General features: G+C 40.2%; 3 protein-coding genes. All 3 read left to right on the forward strand.

Annotated features, from left to right (window positions below):
* The first annotated feature begins 83 nt into the window (after positions 1-83).
* The 3 genes from MED121_RS15985 to MED121_RS15995 all read left to right on the forward strand — a co-directional run bounded on the left by MED121_RS15985 (position 84) and on the right by MED121_RS15995 (position 26401).
* Entirely contained in the window at positions 84-4679 is a 4596-nt protein-coding gene (locus MED121_RS15985) for a non-ribosomal peptide synthetase (RefSeq protein ID WP_207382829.1), read from the forward strand.
* Positions 4679-16906: a non-ribosomal peptide synthetase gene (locus MED121_RS15990; RefSeq protein WP_009834761.1), complete on the forward strand. Its 12228-nt coding sequence runs from the start codon at positions 4679-4681 to the stop codon at positions 16904-16906. The genes MED121_RS15985 and MED121_RS15990 overlap by 1 nt, the downstream gene beginning before the upstream one ends.
* Positions 16907-17023: 117 nt before the next feature.
* The gene (locus MED121_RS15995; RefSeq protein WP_036180925.1) at positions 17024-26401 is read left to right on the forward strand and encodes a non-ribosomal peptide synthetase; all 9378 of its coding nucleotides are present in this window, start codon (positions 17024-17026) and stop codon (positions 26399-26401) included.

The following is a 26401-nucleotide window of genomic DNA, read 5'->3' on the forward strand; positions in this document are numbered from 1 at the left end:
CTAGTTTGATTAAAAGAAATCAATTACACCTTATTACGCCGCTTTATGATAATGCTGAAATAATATTAAGTCATAAAGGAAATTTGTCTAATCTTGCTTATGTTATTTATACCTCTGGGACAACAGGTAAACCCAAGGGCGTAATGATTGAGCAAAGGGGATTATTAAACCTAATTAATAGCCAAACTAAAGCTTATGACTTTAACCAAAGTGATATTGTTATCTGGCTTTCTAATCATATATTTGATGCATCAGTAGAGAATTTATTTTTACCCATATTAAATGGCGCCACTTTGTTGATTCCATCAGAGGATGATATTAAAGACCCAAATCTAATCAAAACCCTGCTTATTAATCATAAGGTAACCCATATACATGGCACACCTAGCTATCTTGCCGCCTTGGGCAAGGTGGATGCTCACAATGAGATAAAGCGAGTCGTGACAGGTGGCGATAAATGTCCTCCTTTGTTGCAACAAATATGGGGTGATAAGTTAATCAATTCATATGGCCCAACCGAAACAAGCATCACGGCATCCTTGGACCTTACCCACAATCAAAACCGATCTCCTAATAACATTGGTAAACCAATAGACAATGTTAACTTTTTTGTTATGGACACTGAACTAAGGGAAGTTAATCAAGGTTACGTGGGTGAGCTTTATATTAGCGGCATTGCACTTGCTAGGGGATACCTTAATTTACCCGAATTAACCCAAGCCAATTTTATCACTAACCCTAGTGCTGATCGTGAGACTGGACATGATTTGCTATATAAAACAGGCGATCTGGTTAAACAATTAACTGACGGGAGTTATGAGTATTTAGGGCGTAATGATAGACAGCTAAAAGTGCGTGGTTTTCGCATCGAACCAGATGAAATTGAAGTTCAACTTTGTCAAATACCCGGTATTGAGCAAGCTCTTGTTAGGCTCAACCCCTATAAAGAAAGCACCTCTTTAGTGGCGTACTTATTAACCCCTGAGAAGGACACCTCGAGTAAACATTTTGACTGCGAGCAAGTCAAAATACATCTGGGTAAGACGTTACCTGAATATATGATACCCAGTGATTTTGTCATCATATCTGCTTGGCCACTGACTTTGACAGGTAAAATTGACCTAGAAAACCTGCCAAAACCCGTTAGCCCAAAACGACTCAATCGCTACCAAGCCCCCATAACAGAAGATGAAAAAAAGCTGGTTAGTATTTGGCAAGGCATTTTTGATATGAATGGCCTTGGCGTCAGTGACGATTTTTTTGCCTTAGGAGGAGACTCAATTACCGCAATACGCTTTATGAGCCTTTTGCGCAAATCCATGAATCGCCATTTGACCATGAAAGATTTTCGCCTTAATCCAACAATTGAAGGCGTGCTGGTGCACAGTACCTTTGAAAATCTAACGGGCTTAGGTAATCAAGCCGTGGCAGCACATCAAACAGAATTTCCTTTGTCTAATCAGCAAATGGTTGCTTGGTATATGCATAAAAGCCAGCCTGAGAGCAAAGCCTACCTTGCTGAAGCCGCGACACACTTTAAAGGTCAATTTTCAAAAGACGCGCTATTAAATGCCATTAATCAAATTGTAAAAGATCATGATATTTATCGGACAAGCTTTCATGAGGGGGAGCAGGGCGTCATACAAAAGGTGGCACCTCATTATCAAACCCAGTTGAGAGAGATTCATGCCCATGATGTAAATGACACTGATAAAGAAGCCTTTCTAGAACATACCTTTAAAACAGAATTAGCCAGTATTGCAGATTTAAGCCAGCTTCCCTTGGCAGAGTTTATTCTCGTGTCTTTTGATGATGAGCATCACGTGTTACTGCATCAAGAACATCACATCATTCATGATGGTTGGAGTGCCAATGAATTTACCCAAATTCTCATTAATCAGTATCATGCTTTTATCAACAAGAACTACCTAATAAGTACAGATACTCCGTCGCAATATTCTCACTTTGTTCTTTCTCAAAAAGCCTGGTTAGCCTCTGATTTTGCCTCATCACAAAAAAGCTATTGGACTAAGCAACTTGAAAATGCCCCACAAGGTGTTGCCTTATTCGGGAATAAGTCTCACACCCTAGGGTTTGCTGGCTCTCATGAAAAAATGGTGTTTAGTCAAGCCCAATGGCAAGCCATGGAAAGTCTATGTAGTGACAATGGTATTACGCCCTTTAGCTATACCTCATCCATCTTATATCTGTGTCTATGGGCGTATTCAGGTGAAACGGACTTAACTTTTGGCTCTGCATTCGCTAATCGCAATTGGGCTGATTCCCATTCGACTCTCGGAATGTTTGTTAATACAGTGGTTCTAAGACAGCAAATTGAGTCAGAAACCAGTCTAAAAACCTTCTTACTAAAAACACAATCTTTGGTCGATGATGCCCAAGCTAATGAAGAACTGCCATTTCCCCTTGTCGTCGAGGCGCTAAACCCTGATAGAAACACAGGGTCGAATCCGTTTTTTAATGTCTTATTAGGCTTTCATGACACACCAATCCATACGGATGAAATAGAAGGATTAACTTGGTATAAAGACGAAACCGTAATCTCAGATACATCAAAATTTGATATTGATTGTCTTGTAGTACCAAGAGGAAAAACCTTTAACGAAAGTGAGGAGGTGCATTTTCTGTGGGAATACAGAGAAGATATTTATTCAAAAGATGAAATTCAGCGCTTCCTTACCAGTTTTAAAAAGATATTCTTAAATACCCTTGAGCATTTTTCCCACATACAAGATGCCCCCATTAGCGATATTGCGCCATTATCCAGTGAAGATACGCAATGTTTGCTTGAAGAGTGGGGTCAAGGCGGGGAAATTTCAGCCCAAACAAAAGCCCAGTTTACTAAGTCAAATCTGGTAAAAGCCCTTGATGATAATGCCTTTTACTCCCCCAATATGGTTGCCATAACCAGCAGCGAAGAAGAGATAACCTATGAAAAGCTGGTGAAAAAAGCGGACATATTAGCTTTTAACCTACAAGAAGAAGGCGTCAAGAAAGGCGATAAAGTTGCCATTGCCTGTCAAAGAAATGCCATCAACATCATCTCTATGCTAGCGGTATTTAAGCTTGGCGCTTGTGCTGTGTTGATAGGGGCAGATCTGCCAGAACAGCGCATTCAATATATTTTAAAAGATAGCCAAACATCATGCTTAATAAGTGATGGCTCACTTTACCAAGATGACTATCAATTACCTTTTATTGAACTAAGCCCATATTGGCTCAATAAACTGGATGTTGAACGGACACAAACTCGATTTGTTGCACCAGAAGATGCCAGCAGTGCATATATAATCTACACCTCAGGCTCTACAGGGCAGCCCAAAGGCATCGAAATTTCACATAAGGCCCTACTGAATATGAGTTTATGGCACATTGATGAGTTTAAACTTAACTCTTCAAGTGTCGGGACCTGTTTAGCCTATGTCGGTTTTGATGCTTATATGGCCGAAGTATGGCCTATCTTACTGGCCGCTGGCACTGTCTTGATCATAAAAGATAATGAGCGAGATGATATTAATTATCTGATGCCTTATTTACAGCAACAAGGCATCACCCATGCGTGTTTACCAACCGGTCTTTTAACCCATGCGTGTGCGCATAATATTGAATGGCCAGACACATTAAACACCTTGCTAACTGGAGGGGATGTTTTAGGTGATCTGTCTTTTCCTAAAGGCTTTTCCGCTGATTTTTATAACATGTATGGCCCAACGGAAACCTGTGTTGATGCCTGTTATTTCAAAGCTGATCCACACCATTTAAGCTCAACACCGATTGGTCGTCCTATCGCGAACACGGTTGCAAGAGTTGTATTAGAAGGTAAATTGGCACCCATTGGCGTACCTGGTGAACTTTATATTGGCGGCGCTGGTTTAGCCTTGGGTTACATTAACAATGAAACGCTAAATTCTAAGCACTTTATAGAGGCGCCATCCCTCTCATCTGCAACACAGACTGACCACAAATACTATCGAACCGGTGACCTTGTTAAGTGGCGACATGATGGCCAACTTGAATATATCGCCAGACTCAATGATGAAATCAAAATTCGAGGTTATCGTGTTGCTCTGGGCGAGATTAACAATCAGATCGAGCTAGATGACAGTGTTAGCCAAGCATATTCACTGGTAAAAGAGGATGCAATTTATGCCTATGTGGTGTTATCAGAAGATGAAAGAGCGAGGCAAGCATCAGGAGAAAGTAATGAACCAAAAGTAACACGTCAACTTCGTCAATTATTGAAGAAATCCCTTCCTGATTATATGAGACCAAACGCTATCCTACTGCTTGATAGCCTGCCCATGACAGCCCAAGGGAAAATTGATAAGTCTCAATTACCTTCGCCGGTAAGCCTAACAACACAATACGAAGTCGCCGCCACTCAAACAGAGAAGCAATTGGCTGAGATCTGGCAGAACACCTTATCTAAAAAACAAATGAGTATTAAAGACAACTTTTTTGCAATGGGAGGGCATTCTTTGTTGGCAATGAATATTATTTCCCAAATTCGTCAGCAACTGCATGTCCAACTTAATATTAGTGATTTCTTCCAACACCCCAGCATCAAATCTCAAGCACAGCTTATTGATAATTTCATTATGACCATGGCACCTAATGATAAGGATGTTAATTCCCATGCCATGGAAGAAGGTGAAATCTAATGCCACAGTCTCTTATTCAAAAAGCGAAAGCATTAGGTGTCTTTCTATACCTAGAAAATGGCGCCCTTAAGTATCGATCAAGCAAGGGCAAGTTACCTGCTGAATTGGCCCAAGAGTTAAAGCAAGATAAAACAGAAATAATGGCATTTTTAAGCCAGTACCAAGGGAGGAAAGCAGAACAAATAACCCCTGTTCCCCAAAGCATCGCCCCGTTAACCTTTACTCAAAATCGGGTGTTTTATCTCGAAAAAATGACACAAGGTGACACCTTGTACCATATGACAGCGGCTTTTGATGTGAAGAGAAAGCTGGATCCTGATTTACTTGAAGCTGCCATTATTCATCTATTAAATCGACACAATATTCTCACGACCTGCTTCTTAATGAATGAGGAGGGGGCGTATCAAAAGGTGGTTAACCTTGATGAGTCGCCATTTAGACTCGAACATGAGGTCAAAAGAGTTCACGATAAAGACGCTTGGCTCTGTGAGAAAGCCAATCAAGGCTTTGATTTATCACACTCGCCATTAATGCGTGTGCATTATCTAGATGCCTCAAAGCAACCCAATGACACCTGTCTTGAAGATGAAAGCTGCATATTATTCGTTTTTCACCATTTAATATTTGATGGTTATTCTTATACGTGTTTCTTTAACGAACTTAATCACATCTACCAAGCAAAATTGGCAAATGAGCCCATAAAACTTGCCCAATTAGACTTTCAATATGGGGATTATGCCCATTGGCAAGCCTCGCATAAGTCCTATGTATCACAGGAAACGATGGACTTTTGGCGAGCAAAAATGACGAGGGTAAGAGACCTAAATACTTTACCGACAGATTTTATACGTACTGCCAATGCTTTATCAGAAGGAAGCTTGATAGAAGATAAATTATCCCTTAAGCAAACGGCCAAAATCAAAGCCTTTGCTCAGTCCCAAGGGGTCAGCTTATTCACCTTGCTTTGCAGTGTTTATTCTATTTTGATCAGTCGATGGACAAATGACCCTGATGTGTTAATTGGCACACCAGTGAGTGGTCGAGATCAAGATGGCCTTGAAAACCTCATTGGATTTTTTGCTAACACCTTATTAATTAGAAGTGATGTCGTACTTGATAAAAACTTTCACCAAGTATTAGAAGAATCAAAGCAGAATCTGGCAGACAGTTTTCGACATCAAAACATGCCTTTTGAAAAAATTGTAGAACAGGCAGGACATACAAGAAGCCAACTTAATGCACCAATATTGCAGATATTATTCGTTTTAAACCAAGCCGATAAAACGAGTCTTGAGTTAGAGGGCTGTAATATTCAAAAACGCTTGGTCAATCGTAATAAGATTAACTTTGAGCTTGAATTACATGTCACTGACCAGGGGCAAACGCTTGATTTACACTGGGTATACGCCCATAAACTATTCCATCAAGACAGCATTAATGGCTTTAAAGACAGTTTTTTAACCCTATTAGATGCCATTATCGCATCACCTGACAAACCCATTAAGCAATTGCCTCTAGTATCCCAAAAAGGGAAAGCACAAATTGATTTGTGGAATAAAACCGATAAGTTATTCCCTCAGCAAGGGCGTTTTATCGATCGCTTTGAGGCACGTGTCTCAAACCAAGGCGATAAAATTGCCTGCACTTGGCACTGTCAAAACGCGGGCGTCATGTCACTTACTTATCAAGAACTCAATGAGAAAGCCAACCAAGTTGCCCACTATTTATTAACTCAAAAAGTCACGCCTAATACCTGTGTCGCTATGGGGTATTCATGGTCAATTAATGGGATTATCAGCATACTCGGCATCCTTAAATCTGGGGCGGCATATGTACCATTGGATACGCAGCAACCTAAGCAAAGATTGATGCAAATACTTGATGCTGCAGATATCAAGTTATTATTAGGCCCTCAATCCCTCATTGATGCGCTTAATGAAAAACAAAGCCTGTCTGATGTGACCTGTCTGGATCTTAATCGAGCACACAAAATACTCGCGCCTTTTTCTGTATCAAATCCAATTTTAACTGAGCTTGATGATTCGCAGCTTGCCTATGTGATTTTTACATCGGGCTCAACCGGGCAGCCTAAAGGGGTCATGCTTGAGCATAAAAATCTCAATAATCTGCTCGATAGCATGCAAGAAAGAGTCAATTATCATGAGCATGATGTTGTTGCTGCCATGACAGCCAGTTTTTTTGATATTCATATCGCAGAAACACTTATGTCTCTGTCTCAAGGGGCTAGCATAAGCATTTTAAACCATGAAGCGTCTCGTTCTGCCAATGCCATTCAAAAGCGCGTCATAAAGGACAAGATAAGCATTATTCAGGCCACGCCATCCGTTTGGCAATGGCTTGTGGATAATGACTTTAGGCCAAACGAGGGAACGAAAATAATCACAGGAGGTGACCATTTAAGCCTGCCACTTAGAAATGCCTTATTAAAAACGTCTCATCAGGTCACCTTATTCAACCTTTATGCGCCTTCAGAAGCCACGGTATATTGTTCAGGCGGTGAGGTTTTAGCTAGCCAGTCCAAAATTCACATTGGCAAGCCTTTCTCAAATAATCGCTACTACATACTGGATGAAAGTTTAAATCATCTACCGATTGGCGGCATTGGTGAGCTCTATATCGCAGGCGCTAATATCGCCAGAGGCTATCTAGGTAACCCAAGGTTAACGGATGCGTTTTTCACCCCAGATCCATTCTCTGACCAGCCTTACGAGCGCATGTATCAAACAGGCGACTTGGCCAAACGTCTTGAAGATGGCAGTGTTGAACTTGTTGGCAGAAAAGACTTTCAATTAAAGCTAAATGGCATTCGCATTGAAGCAAGTGATATTGAGTTCCATCTTTGCCAAATTGAGGGGATTGATAAAGCCTTAGTGACAAGTAAAGACGTGGCTCAAACTAAGTGTCTAGTGGCTTATTTAATATTAAAAGATGGTTTTAAGCTAAACCTTGATCAAGTTCGTGACAATCTAAGTTTGTCGGTGGCACACAGTGTTATGCCTCAATACTTTATTGAACTAGATGCTTTTCCGTTAACCAATAATCTAAAAATCGATCGAAATGCGCTTCCAACACCAGCGGAACAGACCAAAACCCATGCAATGCTAACTGACAAGAGGTTAGCCAACACACCCACGCAGAGATGGTTAGCCTCGCTCTGGGAAACCTTGTTAGCACAAAAAAATATTGATATTCATAGCAACTTTTTTAGCCTAGGTGGTCATTCATTACTGGCAATTAAACTGACAAGTCAAATTAGTCATAAACTGGGTCAGGAGTTTTCTTTAAAACGTCTTTTACAAGCTGGTAATATTTATAACATTGCACGATTGATGGATGACGAAAAGCAGCTAGAGGACACCTTAGCACTCGATAAAACGCCCAATTCATCCATAGAAAATAAAGCCAACATAAAGCAAACCGGTTTAACCCAAGGGGAGCTATCCTATTCTCAATTAAGGCTCTGGAGCTTAGACACTCTTCAAACTAAGGGGTTACATTATTCTGTGCCGCTAAAGTTTGCCTTAAAAGGTGAGTTGAATATTGATGCATTAGAGCAAAGTTTGGACGCTATCAGAGATAAACATCACATATTGCGGACGGCTTATGTAGTGTGTGATGAGCAAGCTAAACAAAGGGTTTTAGCCAACACTGAATTACCTAAGGTATTAAGTTACTTAAATTGTCGCTCATCTGAGAAAAGGGATACTCTATCAAAGTCCTATCAAGACAACGCCCGGCTAGCTAGGAGAGAACAGAAAGAACAGAAAAAAAAGTTAACCAAGTTAGAAAAGATAAAAGAGTTAGCTCATTTTGAAAAAACACTCTTGGAAGCCCCCTTTAATTTAGACAAGGGTGAAGTATTTAGAGCCGGATTGGCGAAACTGACTCATGATGAATTTCAGCTATTTATTGGCATACATCACATTGCGATCGATGGTGTGTCTTGCGATATTCTTATTAAAGAGATCAATCAATTTTATCAGCATTTCGATCAACAAAAGAATGAAGCTTGGCTACAGCATGATCACCTAAACCAAGTGTTACCTATTCAATATATTGATTATGCCCTGTGGCAAAAGCAATATTTCCACTCTGACTTAGAGCAAAAAAACTTAGAAAAAGAAAGCCAGCAAAACCTAGTCGCCTATTGGCGCAACAGATTAACAGGCATCAAATCCAAACATAGCGCACAAGATTATCTACCACTGGATTACACTCGCCCTGATAATTCGAGTTATCGAGGCAAAGACCTTTCAACCGAGATAGACACAGAATATCTAAACAAGCTGTTCAATTTAGCCAAAACATTAGAAGTGACGCCTTTTAGTGTTATTTATTCCGCCTTCGTTTTGCTTTTAAGTCGGTATTCCGGAGATAAAGACATTGTCATTGGCACACCTTCCGCTAACCGGTCACAACCAGACGTTGAAAAGCTAATTGGTTTTTTTGTTAATAACCTGGCGCTTAGGTCTGAATTAGCCGACAAGGTGAGTTTTAATGAATTAATTCTTCAGTCGCATCAAAACCTCATGTCAGACTTCGATCATGAATCCCTGCCTTTTGAGCAAGTGATTCAAACACTCAACCCTAAGAGAAGTTTGAAACGACATCCGATTTTTCAGATGATGTTGGTCTTGGAGCAAGCAAAAACAAGCACCTTATCATTAGGCAATTCAGACATGATTCAATTGCGACCGAATCATACGGAAGCCAGGTTTGATATCACACTTGGGGCTAAACTTGATAAAAACGCATTAAGGTTCAACTGGAACTATTCATTAGATTTATTTAAAGATGAGACCATAAAAGAGGTTGCTAACAACTTTAATCAGTTGCTAACAGCTTGCTTGGATAACCCAAGCCAGAACGCGTTTAGTTTACCCATGGTTCCAGAGGTAGAGCGTTCAGAGGTAGAGCGTTCAGAGGTAAAGTGTTCAGAAGAAGGCATTACTCACAAGACAAATTCAATTGAGCAAGCTCACCTAGAATCGTCCTCGACATTAGTGAATCTGTTTAGCAAACAAGTTGAGCGCCACCCCAATGCAATTGCCTTATGTTTTAAAGGGCAAAACTTAAGTTATCAAGCCCTTGATCATCAATCGAATCAATTTGCTCATTACTTAATTTCTAAAGGGGCCAAAAAAGGCAGCATTATTGCCATCGCTCTAAACCGTTCAAACAATATGCTGCTTGCCATGTTAGCTGTACTTAAAGCAGGTGCGGCTTATCTTCCCATAGATATCAAGACGCCAGCAAAGCGCGTCAAGTATATGCTTGAGGGTAGTCAGGCTTCATTTTTAATGACGGATCAAAGTTGGCAGTTTAACACCTTAAACTACCAAGAAATTAGGCTAAATGATGTTCACAGTGCTGAATTTGAAAAGCAATCATCCAAGCCTGTAATCTTAGCTGAACCATCCCATTCACATGATCTTGCTTACCTCATTTACACGTCAGGCTCTACAGGCAATCCTAAAGGCGTATTGATAGAACATAAGGGCGTGGTTAATTATGTAAAAGCCCAGTCAGAGTATCTTGAGTTAAATCATCAGGATATAGATAAGGATGCAGGCTTTCTGTATTTGAGTAATTTTGCTTTTGATACCTCAGTTGCCAGTATTTGGGGCGCGTTATTAAACGCAAGACGGGTAGATATCATTGCTGAAGAAGATAGATTTGATCTGGATAAGATTAATCAATATTTAACGCAACCTGAGCGTTTTGCTGTGGCTTATATCCCGCCTATTTTATTGGCCAATTTAACCCCTGATCCTAAGGCAAACATCATTCCGCGAATCGTTATTTCGGGTGAAGCGGTAGCTCAAGACTTAGTAGATAACTACTTAGAAAAAACCTGCTTAATAAATGAATATGGCCCAACAGAAAACAGTGTTTGCTCTAGTTACCATATTTATCAAAAAGGTGATGATGCCAACCTTATTGGGCAGGCTATACCAGGTGTTATGACCCTAGTGCTCGATGAATATCTTAACCCAGTGCCATCTGGCGTGATAGGCCAACTTTATTTAGCCGGAGTTGGGCTTGCTCGTGGCTATTTAAATCAAGCTGAATTAACAAATAATGTGTTTATAGAACCTAGTGAAAAACACCCATTTAGACTCTATAAAACCGGGGATTTAGTAAAAGAGAATCGGGCAGGGCAGCTAAGTTTTGAAGGTCGAATTGACGATCAGGTCAAACTAAGAGGCTTTAGAATTGAATTAGGTGAAATTGAAAAAACGCTCGAAACTCATCCTCATGTAATAAGTGCTAAAGTCCTAGTAACCCAAGCCCTTAACAAGCAAAAACAACTGACGGCTTACCTAATTCACACGGCTGATTATCAAGCCCTATTGACAGAGTTATCTCATCAGTTATCGAGTAAACTACCGGATTATATGGTGCCACAGGCTTGGGCGGCATTAGACGCTTGGCCACTGACGGCTAATGGTAAGCTTGCTAGGGCTGAATTACCTATTGCTTATCCCATCGCTGCTGGGGCTCAAGTACAAGATAGACTCCCGAAAACGCCTCTTGAAAAGGCCATGCTAGACCTTTACAAGAGCTTATTGAAGCAAGAGAATTTAAATCTGAATGATAATTTTTTTGCGTTAGGGGGCGATTCTATTATTGCCATGCAATTGGTTGCAAAAGCATCTCGCCAGGGGCTCTTTTTTAGCGTTAAAGACTTATTTGAATACCCTAGCATTGCGGCCTTAATGCCTCATATTAAAGAACAAAAACGGGATGAAATCTCCCAAGATGCGACTGATGGCAAGCAGGCCTTACTGCCCATTCAGCATGAATTTTTTCATTATTCATCAGCGGATAAACTAAACCGTTTTAACCAATGTGTCTTTCTCACCTTGCCTAAAGACCTTGACTTTACATGTCTTAAGCATGTTATTAAGGCGTTAATAACACGACACGATGCCCTAAGGCTTAAATTCTCATTCAATGAAAAAGTGCTTACCTATCAAGAAAGCATGGCCATAGATAGCCTATGTGACAATGTCTCCCTGCCATCGTTAGACCCGAGCACGCTAAAATCGGCTGCAGACAGTTACCATGATCAATTTCATCTTCAGCAAACGCCGTTAATGAAGGCTGTTAGGTTTTATAGCCAAAATGATGCGGTATTGTTTATCAATATCCATCACTTGATTATTGATGCTGTGTCTTGGCAGATTTTAATCGAGGACTTAAAACATGCCTTTCTTAGCTATAAGAAAACCAAAGCGTCAATTGATCAAACTAATGCTCCCGTCTTAGGCCCTAAAACCCAGTCTTATCAAACATGGAGTCAATGGATTAATGCCAAACCTTGCCTTACCTATTTTATTGAGAATGAGGCTGAGTATTGGCAAAAGGTAGTGACTACGTCAAATCTGAATCCGTCTCATTTTGACCATGACGTATCTTGTCAGATAAACAATGGGCACAGAAATAACACTCAAATAACGCTTTCTAAGACCCTAACTCAAGCGCTGCTGAAAACGGCCAATAAGGCCTATCAAACCGAAACATTAGAACTGCTTTTAACCAGTGTTTATCTTGGTATAAGCAAGCTAACCCAATCCCATCACCTCAGTTTTTGTATTGAAACCCATGGTCGTGATGGATTAACCTCATTCAATAATAAGCTTGATAAACCAGTATCACTGGATATTAGTCAAACATTAGGTTGGTTTACTTCAACTTTTCCTTTTGTCGTCAACCTTGAGAGCAAGAGTATTGAATCCATACTCTGCCATATTAAAGAAACCTTTCGTCATGTACCTAACAATGGCCTTGGTTTTGGGGTTTTAAGCTGGTTACAAGATAGCCCTTGCGACTATGAGCATAAGGCTGACATTTTGTTTAATTACTTTGGACAAACTGATCAAGCCCAATCAAGAGAAGAGTCTCAAGACTTTAACCTGATCCATATAGACACCCAAGATGGGGCATTTCAACATATGAAGCCTCATCCAATCGCTATGAATGCAAGGATTAGCCAAGATCAATTGTGCATTGATCTTAGTTACCTTACAGCGCTTTTTTCAGATGCTCAGATAAAGGGCGTAAAAGCGTCTATTGAAAGCGCTTTAAACACAGTAATTAGCCACTGTGTTGAGCAAGACAAGGTAAAACATACCCCTTCAGATTTCTCACTTGCCAAGATTAAGCAAGATGACATTGATCGCTGGCAAGCCCAATTGCTTGTGTCTGGTTTCACGATTGACAATATTTACCCTGCTACAGGCATGCAAGAAGGCCTGCTTTATCATAGCCAATTACAAGCCGATGCCTACCTTACCCAACTTTGTTTGACCTATTACGCACTTGATTTAGTCAGTCTTAAAAATGCTTGGCGCACTTTAGTTCAACGTCACGATATCTTTCGTACCGCCTTTATGACAAGTGATGAAGGGGATCAATACCAGCTTGTGTCAAATAAAGCTGAGTTAGATTGGCGTTACATTGATTACACAGGCCAAGATAAAACGATCTTAAACCAAGATGCTGATGATAAGTGTATTGTCTCTGATTCAGAGCTTGAGTGTATTGAAACGATCAAAAGACAAGATAAAGCCGCTGGGTTTGATCTTAGTAAGCCATGCCTTATGCGCTTTAGCTTGATAAAAAAATCTGAAAATCAATTTAACCTGATTTGGACAAATCACCATGCCCTCATTGATGGCTGGTGCTTACCTTTGATTCTTGCTGAATTAAAGGATATCTATACTGCGCTTGTTCACTCAAAACCATTATTACTTAATGACGCGCCATCCTATGTTAATTATATTCAATGGCTTGAACATCAAGATAAAAGCATTGCGACACGCTATTGGCATAACACACTGTCACACCTTGAAACCCCTACAAAAATGCCATTTTATGCGTCTCAAACCTCACATAATACGAGCGACAAAGGCGCTAAAACAAATCAAACAATCCCCAACAAAATTGAAGAAAACATTCGACTTAACGCGGCCGACACCAAAGCGTTAAAGGCATTAGCGCATCAGAGTCAATCGACACTAAATAGCATATTTCAGGGCGCATGGGGCGTGTTACTCGCAAACTACACAGACACGAAACAGGTGGTGTTTGGCACGACAGTTTCAGGAAGAACACCAGAGGTTTATGATGTAGAGAATATGATAGGTCTCTTTATCAATACCTTACCTGTCTGTATTAGCCTTGATAATAATGATGCAATCTCAACTTGGTTAAAAAGGATACGTGAAAGTCACCTAGAGGCCGAAGCACATGGTTATTTAGCGCTGCAAGATATTCAAAAAGCCTCACCCATTCGACAGCAAAACCTGTTTGATTCAATTCTTGTTTTTGAAAACTACCCCATAGGAGAAGCTCAAACATCAAACCAGGATACTGAGTTAACACTTGTAAGCCTAGAAAGTGATGAGGAGACCAATTATCCCTTAACCATTTTAGTGGTTGAGCAGGGTGAGATAGAGATAAAACTGCTGAGCAATGAAGACTATCTTGAACCCTGGCAGGCTAAGCAAGTCCTTAAGCATTTTAAACAATTAATGCTTGAGATGATTCACCCTGAAAATAAATTGCTAGCTGATTTATCCATATTGGATGAAAAAGAAGTTAAGCATCAGCTTGATGGTTTGAACCCAACACCTTGTCATTATTTAGATCAAAGTATTAGTGAATGTTTTGCCAAAGAGGTAGCGCGTAACCCAGATAAAATTGCTTTGATTTATCAAGATACAAAACTTACCTATCAAGCACTTAATGTTAAAGCGAATCAGCTTGCTCACTATTTAATCAAGCAAGGTATTGGCAAACGTTGCAACGTAGGAATTTATTCGCAGCGATCCATTGAGATGGTGACCAGTATGTTGGCAATCATCAAAACAGGGGCCTGCTATGTGCCGCTTGACGCGAATTATCCACAGGCTAGATTGCAGCATATGGTCGATACAGCCAATATTGGAATCATTTTGTGTGATGACACTATGACAACATCATCACCTCAATTAAATGCGCGATATATAACGCTAACCAATTTACCCCCAGAGTTATCCCACGAAAATGTGGACTCATTTAGTGCTCTAGATTTTGAGACGTCATTTCCTAACCTGTCAATGAATGATCTCACAGCGAAAGAAAAATCTCAGTTACCGGCTTATGTCATGTTCACTTCTGGCTCAACAGGGTTACCAAAAGGCGCGGTTGTTCCTCATCAGGCAGTCATCCGCTTAGTTAAAGAGACAAACTATGTTGATTTAAACCAAGATAAAACCATGGCTCAAATTAATAACTTTTCTTTTGATGCCTCCACCTTCGAAATTTGGGGTGCGCTTTTAAATGGCGCTACTTTGGTGATTTTGCCTAATGAAGAAGTACAAAATCCGTCAAGGTTTTCACAGCAAATTAAAACTCAAGGTATTGATGTAGTACTTATGACAACGGCCTTGATGAACCAATTGGCAGCGTTGAATGATAAAATCTTTAGCCCACTTGATACCTTGTTATTTGGTGGTGAGAAAGTCGATAAAAAAACCATTGATAGCATTTTGCGAAAAGGTAAGCCTAGTCACTTATTGCACATTTATGGCCCAACCGAAAATGCAACGTTTAGTACCTGCTATGAGATCAATGGGGTGAGTGACAATTACCCCATTGGTAGTGCGATCAAGCACAGTACGACCTATATCTTATCGTCACAAAGAAGGCTTATGCCATTTGGTCAAGTGGGGGAGCTTTATGTTGGCGGAATCGGTTTAGCGAAAGGGTATTTAGGACAAAGTGAGCTGACAAAAGAAAGCTTTATCCAATCTCCCTTTGATAAAAAGCAGATTTTGTATGCAACGGGTGATCTTGTGCGCTATTTAGCGGACGGTTCAATTGAATATATGGGCCGAGTGGATGATCAGTTTAAGTTAAGGGGCTATCGAATTGAACGCTTAGAAATCTTAAACCAAATTTTGTGTTTTGAAGCAATCGCCCAAGCCAGTGTGGAACTGATATCTAGAGAGAATCAGGCCCACTTATCTGTTGCTATGACACTGCATTCAAACCTTACCACACAAGCGGATAAAGATAGTGTGATAGGTTCACTGACAACCCATCTTTCAAGTCGTTTAGCGTCCTTTATGATGCCTAAAGAGTTTCATATTTATGATGAGTTGCCCATGACACAAAACGGCAAACTGGATCGTAAAAAAATCCAATCCCTATTAACACTCGAGACAGGCACCAAACAAGTTAATACAGCAAGTCCCAGGGACGAAATTGAGATGGATCTTTATAAGATTTGGCTAGGTATTCTGCTGAATAAAGATATCAGTATTAAAGATAATTTCTTTGATATCGGTGGCTCATCTATCTCAGCCATTAAGGTGATTCACCAAATTGAAAAGAAATGGGCTGTTTCAGTCTCAATTGCAGACATGTTAAAGGCGCCTACCATTGAAGACTTGGGTGGCATCGTACGTGAAGCCCAAGAAAAGGGAAGCCCTAATGAATATAGTGAACTGATTCAATTTAGAAAAGGCGAGGGGAAGCTTAATGTGATTTGCCCCCATCTAGGAGGCGGAACAGCATATGGATACCTTTCTTTAGCCAAGGTATTGCCAGATGAATATGGCGTTTATGGTATTCAAGCCAAAGGTGTCGATACGGATGATGATTTCTTGCCCGATGTCCAAGCCATGGCGTCTTATTACCTTAGCTTAATTGACCCCATGCTTGATACGCCACATGTGTTCTTAGGTTGCTCCTATGGCGGTTATGTCGCCTTTGAGATGGCACGCATTGTTCAAGAAGCTGGCTATCAATCTTGTGCGATTTTATTAGACAGTGATGGCACCAATGATCAAACGGTGCTGGATCAGATATCCCCAGTGAGTTTGGCTGTATTTCGTCAAAAACTCATAACCTATAACGGCATGTATCCAAACATAGATGACGCCCAAATTGATCGTTACTTCAGAGTATATAACCACCACCTGATGACACTTAAAACCATGCAACTTGCTAACTCTCAAGCTAAAACTATTTTGGTATTGGCGACGGGGGATAAGCCAGAAAAGTATATGGCATCTTTAACAGAGTATTGGTCACAAAAATCTGATGCTGAGTTTGTGTTAGAAAAGGTAGATGGAGATCACTCTACCATGTTGCAAGCCCCCACTATCGAGAAGGTTGCTGACATCATAAAAACACAACTTGCCAACCGCTAAAGAGGCTTACTAATAGCACTTATAGTTCGTTTTTTAATGGCGTTAGATGAGTGCATGAGTGTGAATTTAATTGATTAAAAAGACAGCCTTCGATGCAGGTTGTTAGAGAGAACCATCATGGATACGACGCAGAATAAAATGGACAGACTTTTTGCTAATCAAATGTCAGTGATCAAGCTATTTAAAAGCAGGGCAAAGGATTACTCAGATACGATCGCGATTGAAGAAAATGACGTTAAAATCAGTTACGCAGAGCTTGATTATCTCTCTGAGGTTATGGCTTCAAACCTTCAAGATCAAGGTGTATCTAATTCATCAAAACTAGCTATCTGTTTAGAACGCTCTAAGGACTTGATAGTCTCTTTATTAGCCATTATTAAATGTGGCGCTATCTATATTCCTCTGGACCCCGCGGCCCCTTTGGCCAGACAAAAGAAAATACTAGCTCAATCTGGCGCACGCTTTGGGTTGGGTGATGTGCCTGAAACAGAGCATATTACGCCTCTTTGCGTTGAAACGCTGATGAAGGGAAACCTCAATGATATATCAAATCTAGGGGCCGGAGCGGCACTTTGTGAAAAAGGGCAAAACCCTGCTATTTGTATCTTTTTTACATCTGGTTCTACGGGAACGCCCAAAGGGGTGCTAATTCGTGAAAAGGCCATTATCAATCTTGTGATAGAGCCTGCTTATGTTTCGATCAAGCCTGATAATAGAATGGCAAACTGGTCAAATCCAACCTTTGACGCTCAGTTATTTGAAATTTGGGGGGCGTTACTTAATGGCGCCACCTTGGTGGTATTTAGTCAAAAAGAATTATTTGAACCCAGTGTTTTTGCTGAGAAAGTTCACAAGGCTAAAATTGATTATGCATTTCTAACCTCGACCTTGTTTAACTTTATGGTCGAAAACCATGTTGCTGCAATCACTCAAATTAAACACTTATTAGTGGGTGGTGAAGCGCTTTCTGCTCATGCTAGTAAACGCTTTTTTGAAGCTCAAGGCGCGTCAATTAAAAGCCAACTTTATAATGCTTATGGACCAACTGAGTGTACAACCTTTAGTTTATGCCACGCCTTAGAAGCCACAAGGTTGAGTGAATATCAGCAAAAAGGGCGAGTGCCAATCGGCGTAGCCATAGGCCAGACTTCAATTCTCATTATTAAGGAGAATAATAAGATTGCCCTTAAGGGTGAAAAAGGAGAGCTTTATTTATCAGGCCCCTCATTAGCTGAAGGTTACCTTAATGATGCGGTTCAAACTGAGAAACGCTTTACCTTTAGAGCAGACCTTGGCGCAAACAGCCAAAACTTATGGTACAAGACTGGCGATCTGGTGGTGCTCAATGATAATAATGAGGTTGACTACCTTGGGCGTTTAGACGATCAGGTAAAAATTCGAGGACATCGTGTTGAAGTGGGAGAAATTGATCATTATCTTTTAACACATCCCTATATCAAAGAAGCAGCGACATTTGGCGTGTCTCAGTCCTTAGGAGAAAAAGATTTATACTCTTACCTCGTTTTAAACCAAGAAAATAATAACGCGCTCTCTAAGCAAGATGTAAAAGAGTACCTTAAACACTCTTTGCCTAGTTATATGCTGCCACATCGCATTTTTATAACAGATAAAATGCCCTTAACCGCTAACCAAAAATTGGATAAAAAGCGCTTACTGAGCAGTGATTTGCCAGAATTAACCGAACTAACAACCGAACTAACAAAGTTAAAGACAAATTCGACGCACAGCCTATTAGCAAACAAAGAAGAACAGGGGATTCAACCGGTTTCATTTAATGAAAAAATGGGGTTAGAGGGGCTTTTCGATACTCTTCTTCTAGGCGCTTACACGACATCTCAAACTTTTATTGAAGCAGGCGGTGATTCATTAAAAGCCATGAGTTTGGTTGCTAAACTCAAGCAAGAGTATTTCATAGAGCTTAAAGTGAGTGAGCTCTTAAGCCAGACCACCATAGATGATCTGATCATAAAAATGTCAGCAAGGTTAAAGATTGCAAAGCTAGGTAAGGTAGCCCTTGAAAAAGGAAATACTGAAAAAGGAAATACTACTGATACAAAGCAAAATGCTACACACTATTTGGCCTCTTTAGAACAAACTCGTTTGTATTTTTTACAAGCATTAAAACCTGAATCAAACGCCTATTATGCCCCTTATCATTTTTATCTAGACCAAGTTCTTGTTAAACCTCAATTAGAACAAGCTTGGCACATGCTATTAACACGCCATCAAGTATTAAGAAGCCAGTTTTTATTAAAAAATGGGGAACTGAATGTTCAGATCAAGTCAGATTTAGCAATAGAGATAAATTATAAAAACATAGACGAAAGCGAATTAGCTCAAAGACTAAAAGCCTTTAATCAGGCGGCTTTTGATCTTACTAATGGCCCTCTAGTTAAGGTTAACCTTTTTGAAATTAGACAAGATACAAATGAAATAGGCACATCTCACGCTAAGCAAGTACTCAGTTTCAATTTTCACCACCTCATCATTGATGGATGGAGTCTTAATACTCTCTTTAAAGAACTTAGCCTTATTTATAACGGTCTTAGCACCGATAAGGCCGTTGAACTCAACCCTTTAGCCGCAAGCTATGCTGATTTTAGCGAAAGTCAACGAATCGAAACGTCTCAATTAACCTATGAAAAGAACAAAGGCTTTTGGTTAACTAGGTTAAAAAGCGCTCAACAAACCCCCAGGTTATTTAATCAATCTATACATGCTTCAGAGCAAGGCTCACAGATTAAGCTAGGGCTTGATAATGAGGCTTGGAAGCAAATCGTTAACAAAGTGAATGAGGAGGGCGTTACCCTTTTTAGCTTTATCCTTAGCGCCTATCAGGTAGCACTAAGCGCTATCTTAGGGCAGGCTTCTATTCCTATCGGCTCGCCTATTGCCAATCGAAACCACCCAGATTACGAAAAGCTAGTTGGCATGTTTGCTAATACCAGTGTTTTTATTATTCAAGATGAATCGAATGTCACAAGCTCTTACCTTCAGTCTGTCCATCAAGACGTCATCCAAACCTTGTCACATCAAGACCTTGATTATCAAACCTTAAACAGCCTTAACCAGAGTATTGATCAAAGGGCCTTGTTTGAATGCCTCTTAGTACTTGAAAATACGGACCTTAGTCACTTGAACTTTGCCAATACACATCAAGAAAGTGAAACAGGCTTTGCTGGGGATGCTAAGTTTCCTGTGTCCTTGTATGTTAGTCAGCATCAGGAAGGCGCGGAATTATGTTTAGAATATCAGCATGCATGTCTAGATGCTGTTGCGGCGCAAACATTATTAAACGCAATATCAGACTCTTTAACACTATTAGTAAAAGAGCCAGATCAATCAATCACTCATCTTAAATACGCTCTTACAGAGCAATTGGCAGTTAGAGAGAGCACAGCAAGCAATAAAGCGTTTCAACATCAAATAGAAGACCTTGATGCTAATAAGAGTTTTATCGAGCTATTTGAAGAGCAAGTCATTAAAACGCCAAACAAAATTGCTCATACCTGGTATGAAGAACACACCCAAATTAAGCATGAAATAAGCTATCAATCACTCAATGAAATCACCAATCAGCTCGCCCATTATTTAATAGAGAAAAACCTTGGGGCAGGCGATATTATTGGTCTTGCTAGTGCTTGGAGTCACTATACAAGTATTTGCATTCTTGCTATTGCCAAAATTGGCGCTGCCTACCTGCCACTGGATCCCAGAAACCCAAAAGCAAGATCTATGAGCATGTTCAATGATGCTGGAGTGAAGTTTGTTATTGGAGAGGAGGCGAACCTTAAAGCATTTGCAAAGACGACTTTCACCTTGGCGTTAGATTTAGCTTCTACACAAGCATTACTAGCGCAAAAAAATCATCAGAATCTCATTAGAACAAACCAGATAACAAGACCCATAACAATAGAAAACCAGCTTGCTTTTGTCATCTATACATCTGGCTCTACGGGATCTCCAAAAGGCGTTATGGTTAGCCAAGCTAACATTATAAATTTACTTTTTTCTTTAAAAAGGATACTTGAACTTAGCCCTGATGAAACTTTCCTTTCGATCACGGCACCCAGTTTTGATATTCATGTTACAGAGCTTTATCTGCCACTGGTAACCGGCTCTAAAATCGCCTTTATTGCTTGGGAGGAGATTCATACACCCGCTAAATTAAGCAAGATGCAACAAAACCATAATGTCACTGTTATGCAGGCAACCCCAGCGACTTGGCAGCTTTTGATTGATACTGATTGGCAGCCAGACAGGCAACTAAAAATGATTACAGGGGGGGATCATTTAAGCATGCCTTTGAAGGACGCATTATTAGCCCGCGATGCTCGTTTGTTTAATTTATATGGCCCCTCTGAAGCCGCAGTCTATTGCGCTGGGGCAGAAATGCATATTCAAGAGAAGAGCATTCATATTGGATACCCCATTCCTAACAATCGACTTTATGTATTAGATGAGGCAAAAAAACCGGTTAAATTAGGAGAAATAGGTGAACTTTATGTTGCAGGGGCAAATGTAGGTCTGGGTTATCTTAATAACCCAGCATTAACCCAGCTAAAATTCACCCAAGATCCTTTTGTTGATCATCAAAATGTTAAAAAGCGCATGTATCAAACAGGAGATCTGGCTATTCAGCGTGATGATGGTGCAATCGAACTAGCAGGACGCGCTGATTTTCAAATTAAAATTAATGGATTTCGTATTGAAGCAGGGGAGATAGAGCATTGTATTTTATCCCATCAAGGAATCACTCAAGCGCTAGTTGTTCAGCAACAAGATGAAAGTGCAGGTGACCTCATCATTGCTTATATCATCCCTAATAAAGCGAGCCTCTCTCAGACAGAAAGCCTTATCAAGAATATAAAAGCGCGTTTGGCAACCAGCCTGCCAACTTATATGCAGCCTTCTTTGATTATGCCGCTTGAGACATTTCCACTAACCCAAAACGGCAAGATTGATCGGAGTCGTTTACCTAAAGCTGATTGGCAGAGTCTTGAGAAGCTTCCTTACTCGGTTAAAGCAAAACCTTACCCTATAAAGCATTCAGTAGATAATTATGAACAAGTTGTAAAGCAGATACTGTCAACAGCCAAAGCAATAACGGACTTTGAGTTACAAGCTAATCATGCGTTTTTTGAAGCCGGCCTAAACTCTATTTTATTAATGAAATTACATCATAAGCTGATCAATAACGAGCTTATTCAACTAAGCCTGAAGGAGAATAAAGCCTTAGACAGCTTAAGCTTGATGGCCATGTTTGATGCAGCAAACGCTCAAGAATTAGCTCATCACATTATTGGTAAAGACAAGCCGAGCAGACAACAAGATCAAGCCTTTGACCAAAAAGCACTTAAGAAAAGGTCAAACAAGGTCGCCATTATTGGTATGGCAGTCAATTTGCCAAACGCATCTAACCTAACAGAATTTTGGCAAGTAATAAGTCAAGCTCAAAGCACTATTAAAAGCACAGGTAAATCAAATCTTGATTTACCTAATTGGGTCAATGCGGTGTCAAGCTTGAAAGGCGCCACTGACTTTGATCCTACTTACTTTGGTATCTCAGAGAAAGACGCTCAATTATTAGACCCACAGCAAAGGCACGCCTTAATGACAGCGGTTCATGCCCTAGAAGACGCGAATATTAAAGCAAATGATAAGCTTAATATGGGGGTAATGGTAAGTTCCGGTGAAAGCCATTATCAAGATAGAATCCTTGCAGGCCTTAAAGCTGACACCCAATTAGACAAGTATCATCTTTCTCTGCTTAATGAAAAAGATTTTTTGGCAACCCGTATTGCTTACCATTTAAACCTTAAAGGGCCAGCTGTATCGGTTCAAACCGCTTGTTCGAGTTCATTGGTTGCAATCCATCAAGCCTGTCAAATGCTCATAAGTGGAGAAACACACTTATGTTTAGCCGGTGGCGTTAACATAGATTTAAACTTACTTGATGGCTACCCCTATCGTGAAGGCATGATTTTATCTAAGCAGGGTGTGTGTAAACCTTTTGCTGAAACTGCTGATGGCACTGTTCCTGCAAATGGTGTGGCAATGTTGGTTTTAAAACCCTTTGAGGCTGCGCTTTCTGATAATGATCGAATTTATGCCACCATAGATGGCAGTGCATTGAATAATGATGGCAAAGACAAGGTCAGTTTCTTTGCGCCTTCCATCTCAGGTCAAACTGATGTCATTAACAAAGCTTTAAAGCAAGCCAGTATTTCAGCCAGTGAACTTGGTTATATTGAAGCCCATGGGACAGGCACAATACTCGGTGATCCTATTGAAATTGAAGCCTTAACGAATGTGCTAAACACACAATCAAAGCCGTTTGATGACCAAGTTGCAGACAGTAAAGAGCAGACGCTCTGCTACCTTGGGTCCCTCAAGAGCCAAATGGGGCATTTAGGCGCTGCCGCAGGCGTTGCTGGTGTTATCCGCAACGCTTTGTGTTTATATTATAAAAAAATCCCACCAAGCCTTGGGGCGCACAAAACCAATCACAACATAAACCTTGCCAAAGCGGGCCTTAAAATAGCCCCTGTTACGCTGGATTGGGCCTCTGATAAACGATATGCAGGTATTAGTAGCTTTGGAATAGGGGGAACGAATGCGCATCTAATTATGGGAGAATCCCCTGATACTTCAAAAATACGAAATAAGCCCTTGGTTACTTTGACCCAATTTAAGTTAAAATCTTACCTTTCTGATTTTTATATAAAAAATCCCCCTATTAGTTCTGCTGGGAACCCGACAGGTACCAAGCAAGAGCCCTTTAAAGAGTCAGTCAATTTTCAAATTGATAAGAACCAAGAAGAAAAGAGTAATAGCACAGAAGTTAATAAAATCGTCCAGCAAGCTGAATCCCAATGGATAATGAAAGAAAGTTGGCAACGTGAAAAGCGTCTATCAGCCAATAAATATTTATCTCAAAATGAGAATTCAGCTGCTAATTACATCATCATTGATGATCTTGCGGATAATGGTACTTTATTAGCAGAAAGCCTTATAAAACAAGCTCAATCACATATTCAACAACAAACTCAACTACAGACTCAGCAAGAGACAAGCCAAGCTAATCTGAGTACGCCGCTTATTTATCCGAGTCTGGATAAGATTAATTATGAGGAAATCAGTCAACGCCTTGCGATTAATGCTGATAAGCGGGTTCCATTTGTCATCATTCAATTTAATCAAGCACCACATTCATACCATGATACAACTCCAGTCAATTTAGATGACTATTCTCATAGTTATTCAGATAGCTACTATTTGTCTTGGTGTAAGCTGATCCGTTTTTTCAAAACATGGTCTTCTAACGCTTTAAACACATCACTTGAATTTATTAATTTAGTACAAGGTAGTGCTGAAGTTTTAGGAGATGAAGACATAAGACCTGAAGTAGGTTTATTGCTTAGCTTTAGCCAAACATTAGACATTGAGTTTGATCATTTAAGGTATCGTGTTCTAGATCTTGAGCCTTCCTATCAATGTGATAATTTAAGCCAAGCGATACCAGTACTAGCAAATTCAGATCAAGCTCATTACGCCTTAAGAGGCCAATATATTTGGCGTAAAACCTATCAAACTTGCCATGATTTCAACCAAGAAACCCTGCCGATATTTACAGCAGCGAATAACACCAGGGTAAATAAGACTGAGCAAACCGTTATTTATCTTGTAACCGGTGGCACAGGAGGGGTAGCAACTGCGATCACAGAAACTTTATTGTCTCAAGCCAATACAAGGGTGATCAGTATCAGTCGATCCAAGGGGATGAATGCGCTAGATCCGACGCAGGTATTAAATCATATAAAATGCGATGTCACTGACATTATGGCGATGGAATGGCTAAGCACTCTCATTAAAGAGACTTTTGGTAAGATCACGGGGGTTATTCATACTGCAGGTGCACCAGGTACAGGCTTAATCAGACTGTTAGATGAAGATCAAGCCACCCAGAATATGGCAGCCAAAATACAAGGTGCCATTAACATTGAAAAAACCTTCGTCAAACTCAAACCACAAATTGTCATGTATTGCTCATCCATGTCAGTCATTGATGCGATAGCAGGGCAAACAGACTATTGTGCGGCTAACCACTTCTTAGATTTAATCGCAAAGAAACAAAACCAGACCTATAACAGCACTCAGTTTGTCAGTATTAATTGGCCAACGTGGAATAAAACCGGCATGGCAAAAGATATCGAGCCGACAGCTTTTGCGATCAATCAACGTCAAGGTCAGAGCTTGTTTAAGAAACTTATATCGGCACAAGACAATCAATACCTTATTTCCCCTCTAGATAGAGATAATCGATCAAGGTTATTTAGTCAGATTAATCGAAAACAAAATGAGCTAAATGTAGATGCTATCCACAAGACAGAAGCAAATAATACAGCTTCAATAAGGACATATTTGGACTCACTGTTTAAAACAAGTTTAGGGCTTGAAGAGATTGACCATAACAGGTGTTTTTACGATTTAGGTGGTGACTCACTGTCGATACTGGACATATTTGATGCTCTGCAAAAACGCTTTTTGAGCAAGGTCACTCTGGCTGACTTGAGCCATGAAGTTAGTATAAATCGACTATTATCCTTGTTAGAAACAAGCTCACATAACTTAAACAAAACGATGATCAGGCTAAATAAAGATGAATATCCTTCTTTATTTGAATTAAAAGCCGGTGAGGGCGAAGTGACGCTTATCATTCACCCTATAGGCGGTGAATTAGGGGGCTATCGTCACTTGATTAATGAGATAAAGTCATCTTATTCATCAGCTAATGTCTTTGGCCTTAAGGACCCCATTTATCATGATAATAAAGACAAGTTAGATAATATCGAAGACTTTGCGAATCGCTACCTCAATCTCATTAATACCTTAAAGCCCCAACGTATTATTGGTTGGTCTTTTGGGGCGCTAATTACTTGGGAGCTCATACGTTTGTTAGAAGAGCAAAAGCTTAATAATGGGGCGATTAACCCAAAGCACATGGAGTTTGTATTAATCGACCCGCCGTTATTAAGCGCGCATGATCAATTAGACTCGAATCAAAATCCTTTTATTTCAGAACTGATGCAACAATACCCAGATTTAAAAAGCAGAGTAAGCGGCGATATGTCCGCAGACGAGTTAGCTAACATCATCTTAGACACAAGCTCAATTCAGGAACCATTAGTAAAATATAACAATACTGAGATAACACATTTTTTCGAAACCATCATGCAGACCTGTGAAAAGAATCAATTGGCAATCGCTCGCTATAAGCCTAACGAACAACTAAGCGCCCAAGCAAAGCTATTGATTGCAAAATCACATTCAGCAACTCACATTAAAGCGATGCAAGTTTATTGGGACACGATATTGCCAAACAACGAAATGCAACTCATTGAGGGTGACCATTATTCAATCTTAGCCAAAGAGCATGTCGCCAGCTTGCTTGAGAAAATTATTGAAGATTAA

The organism is Marinomonas sp. MED121 (genome assembly GCF_000153025.1).
GTDB lineage: Bacteria > Pseudomonadota > Gammaproteobacteria > Pseudomonadales > Marinomonadaceae > Marinomonas.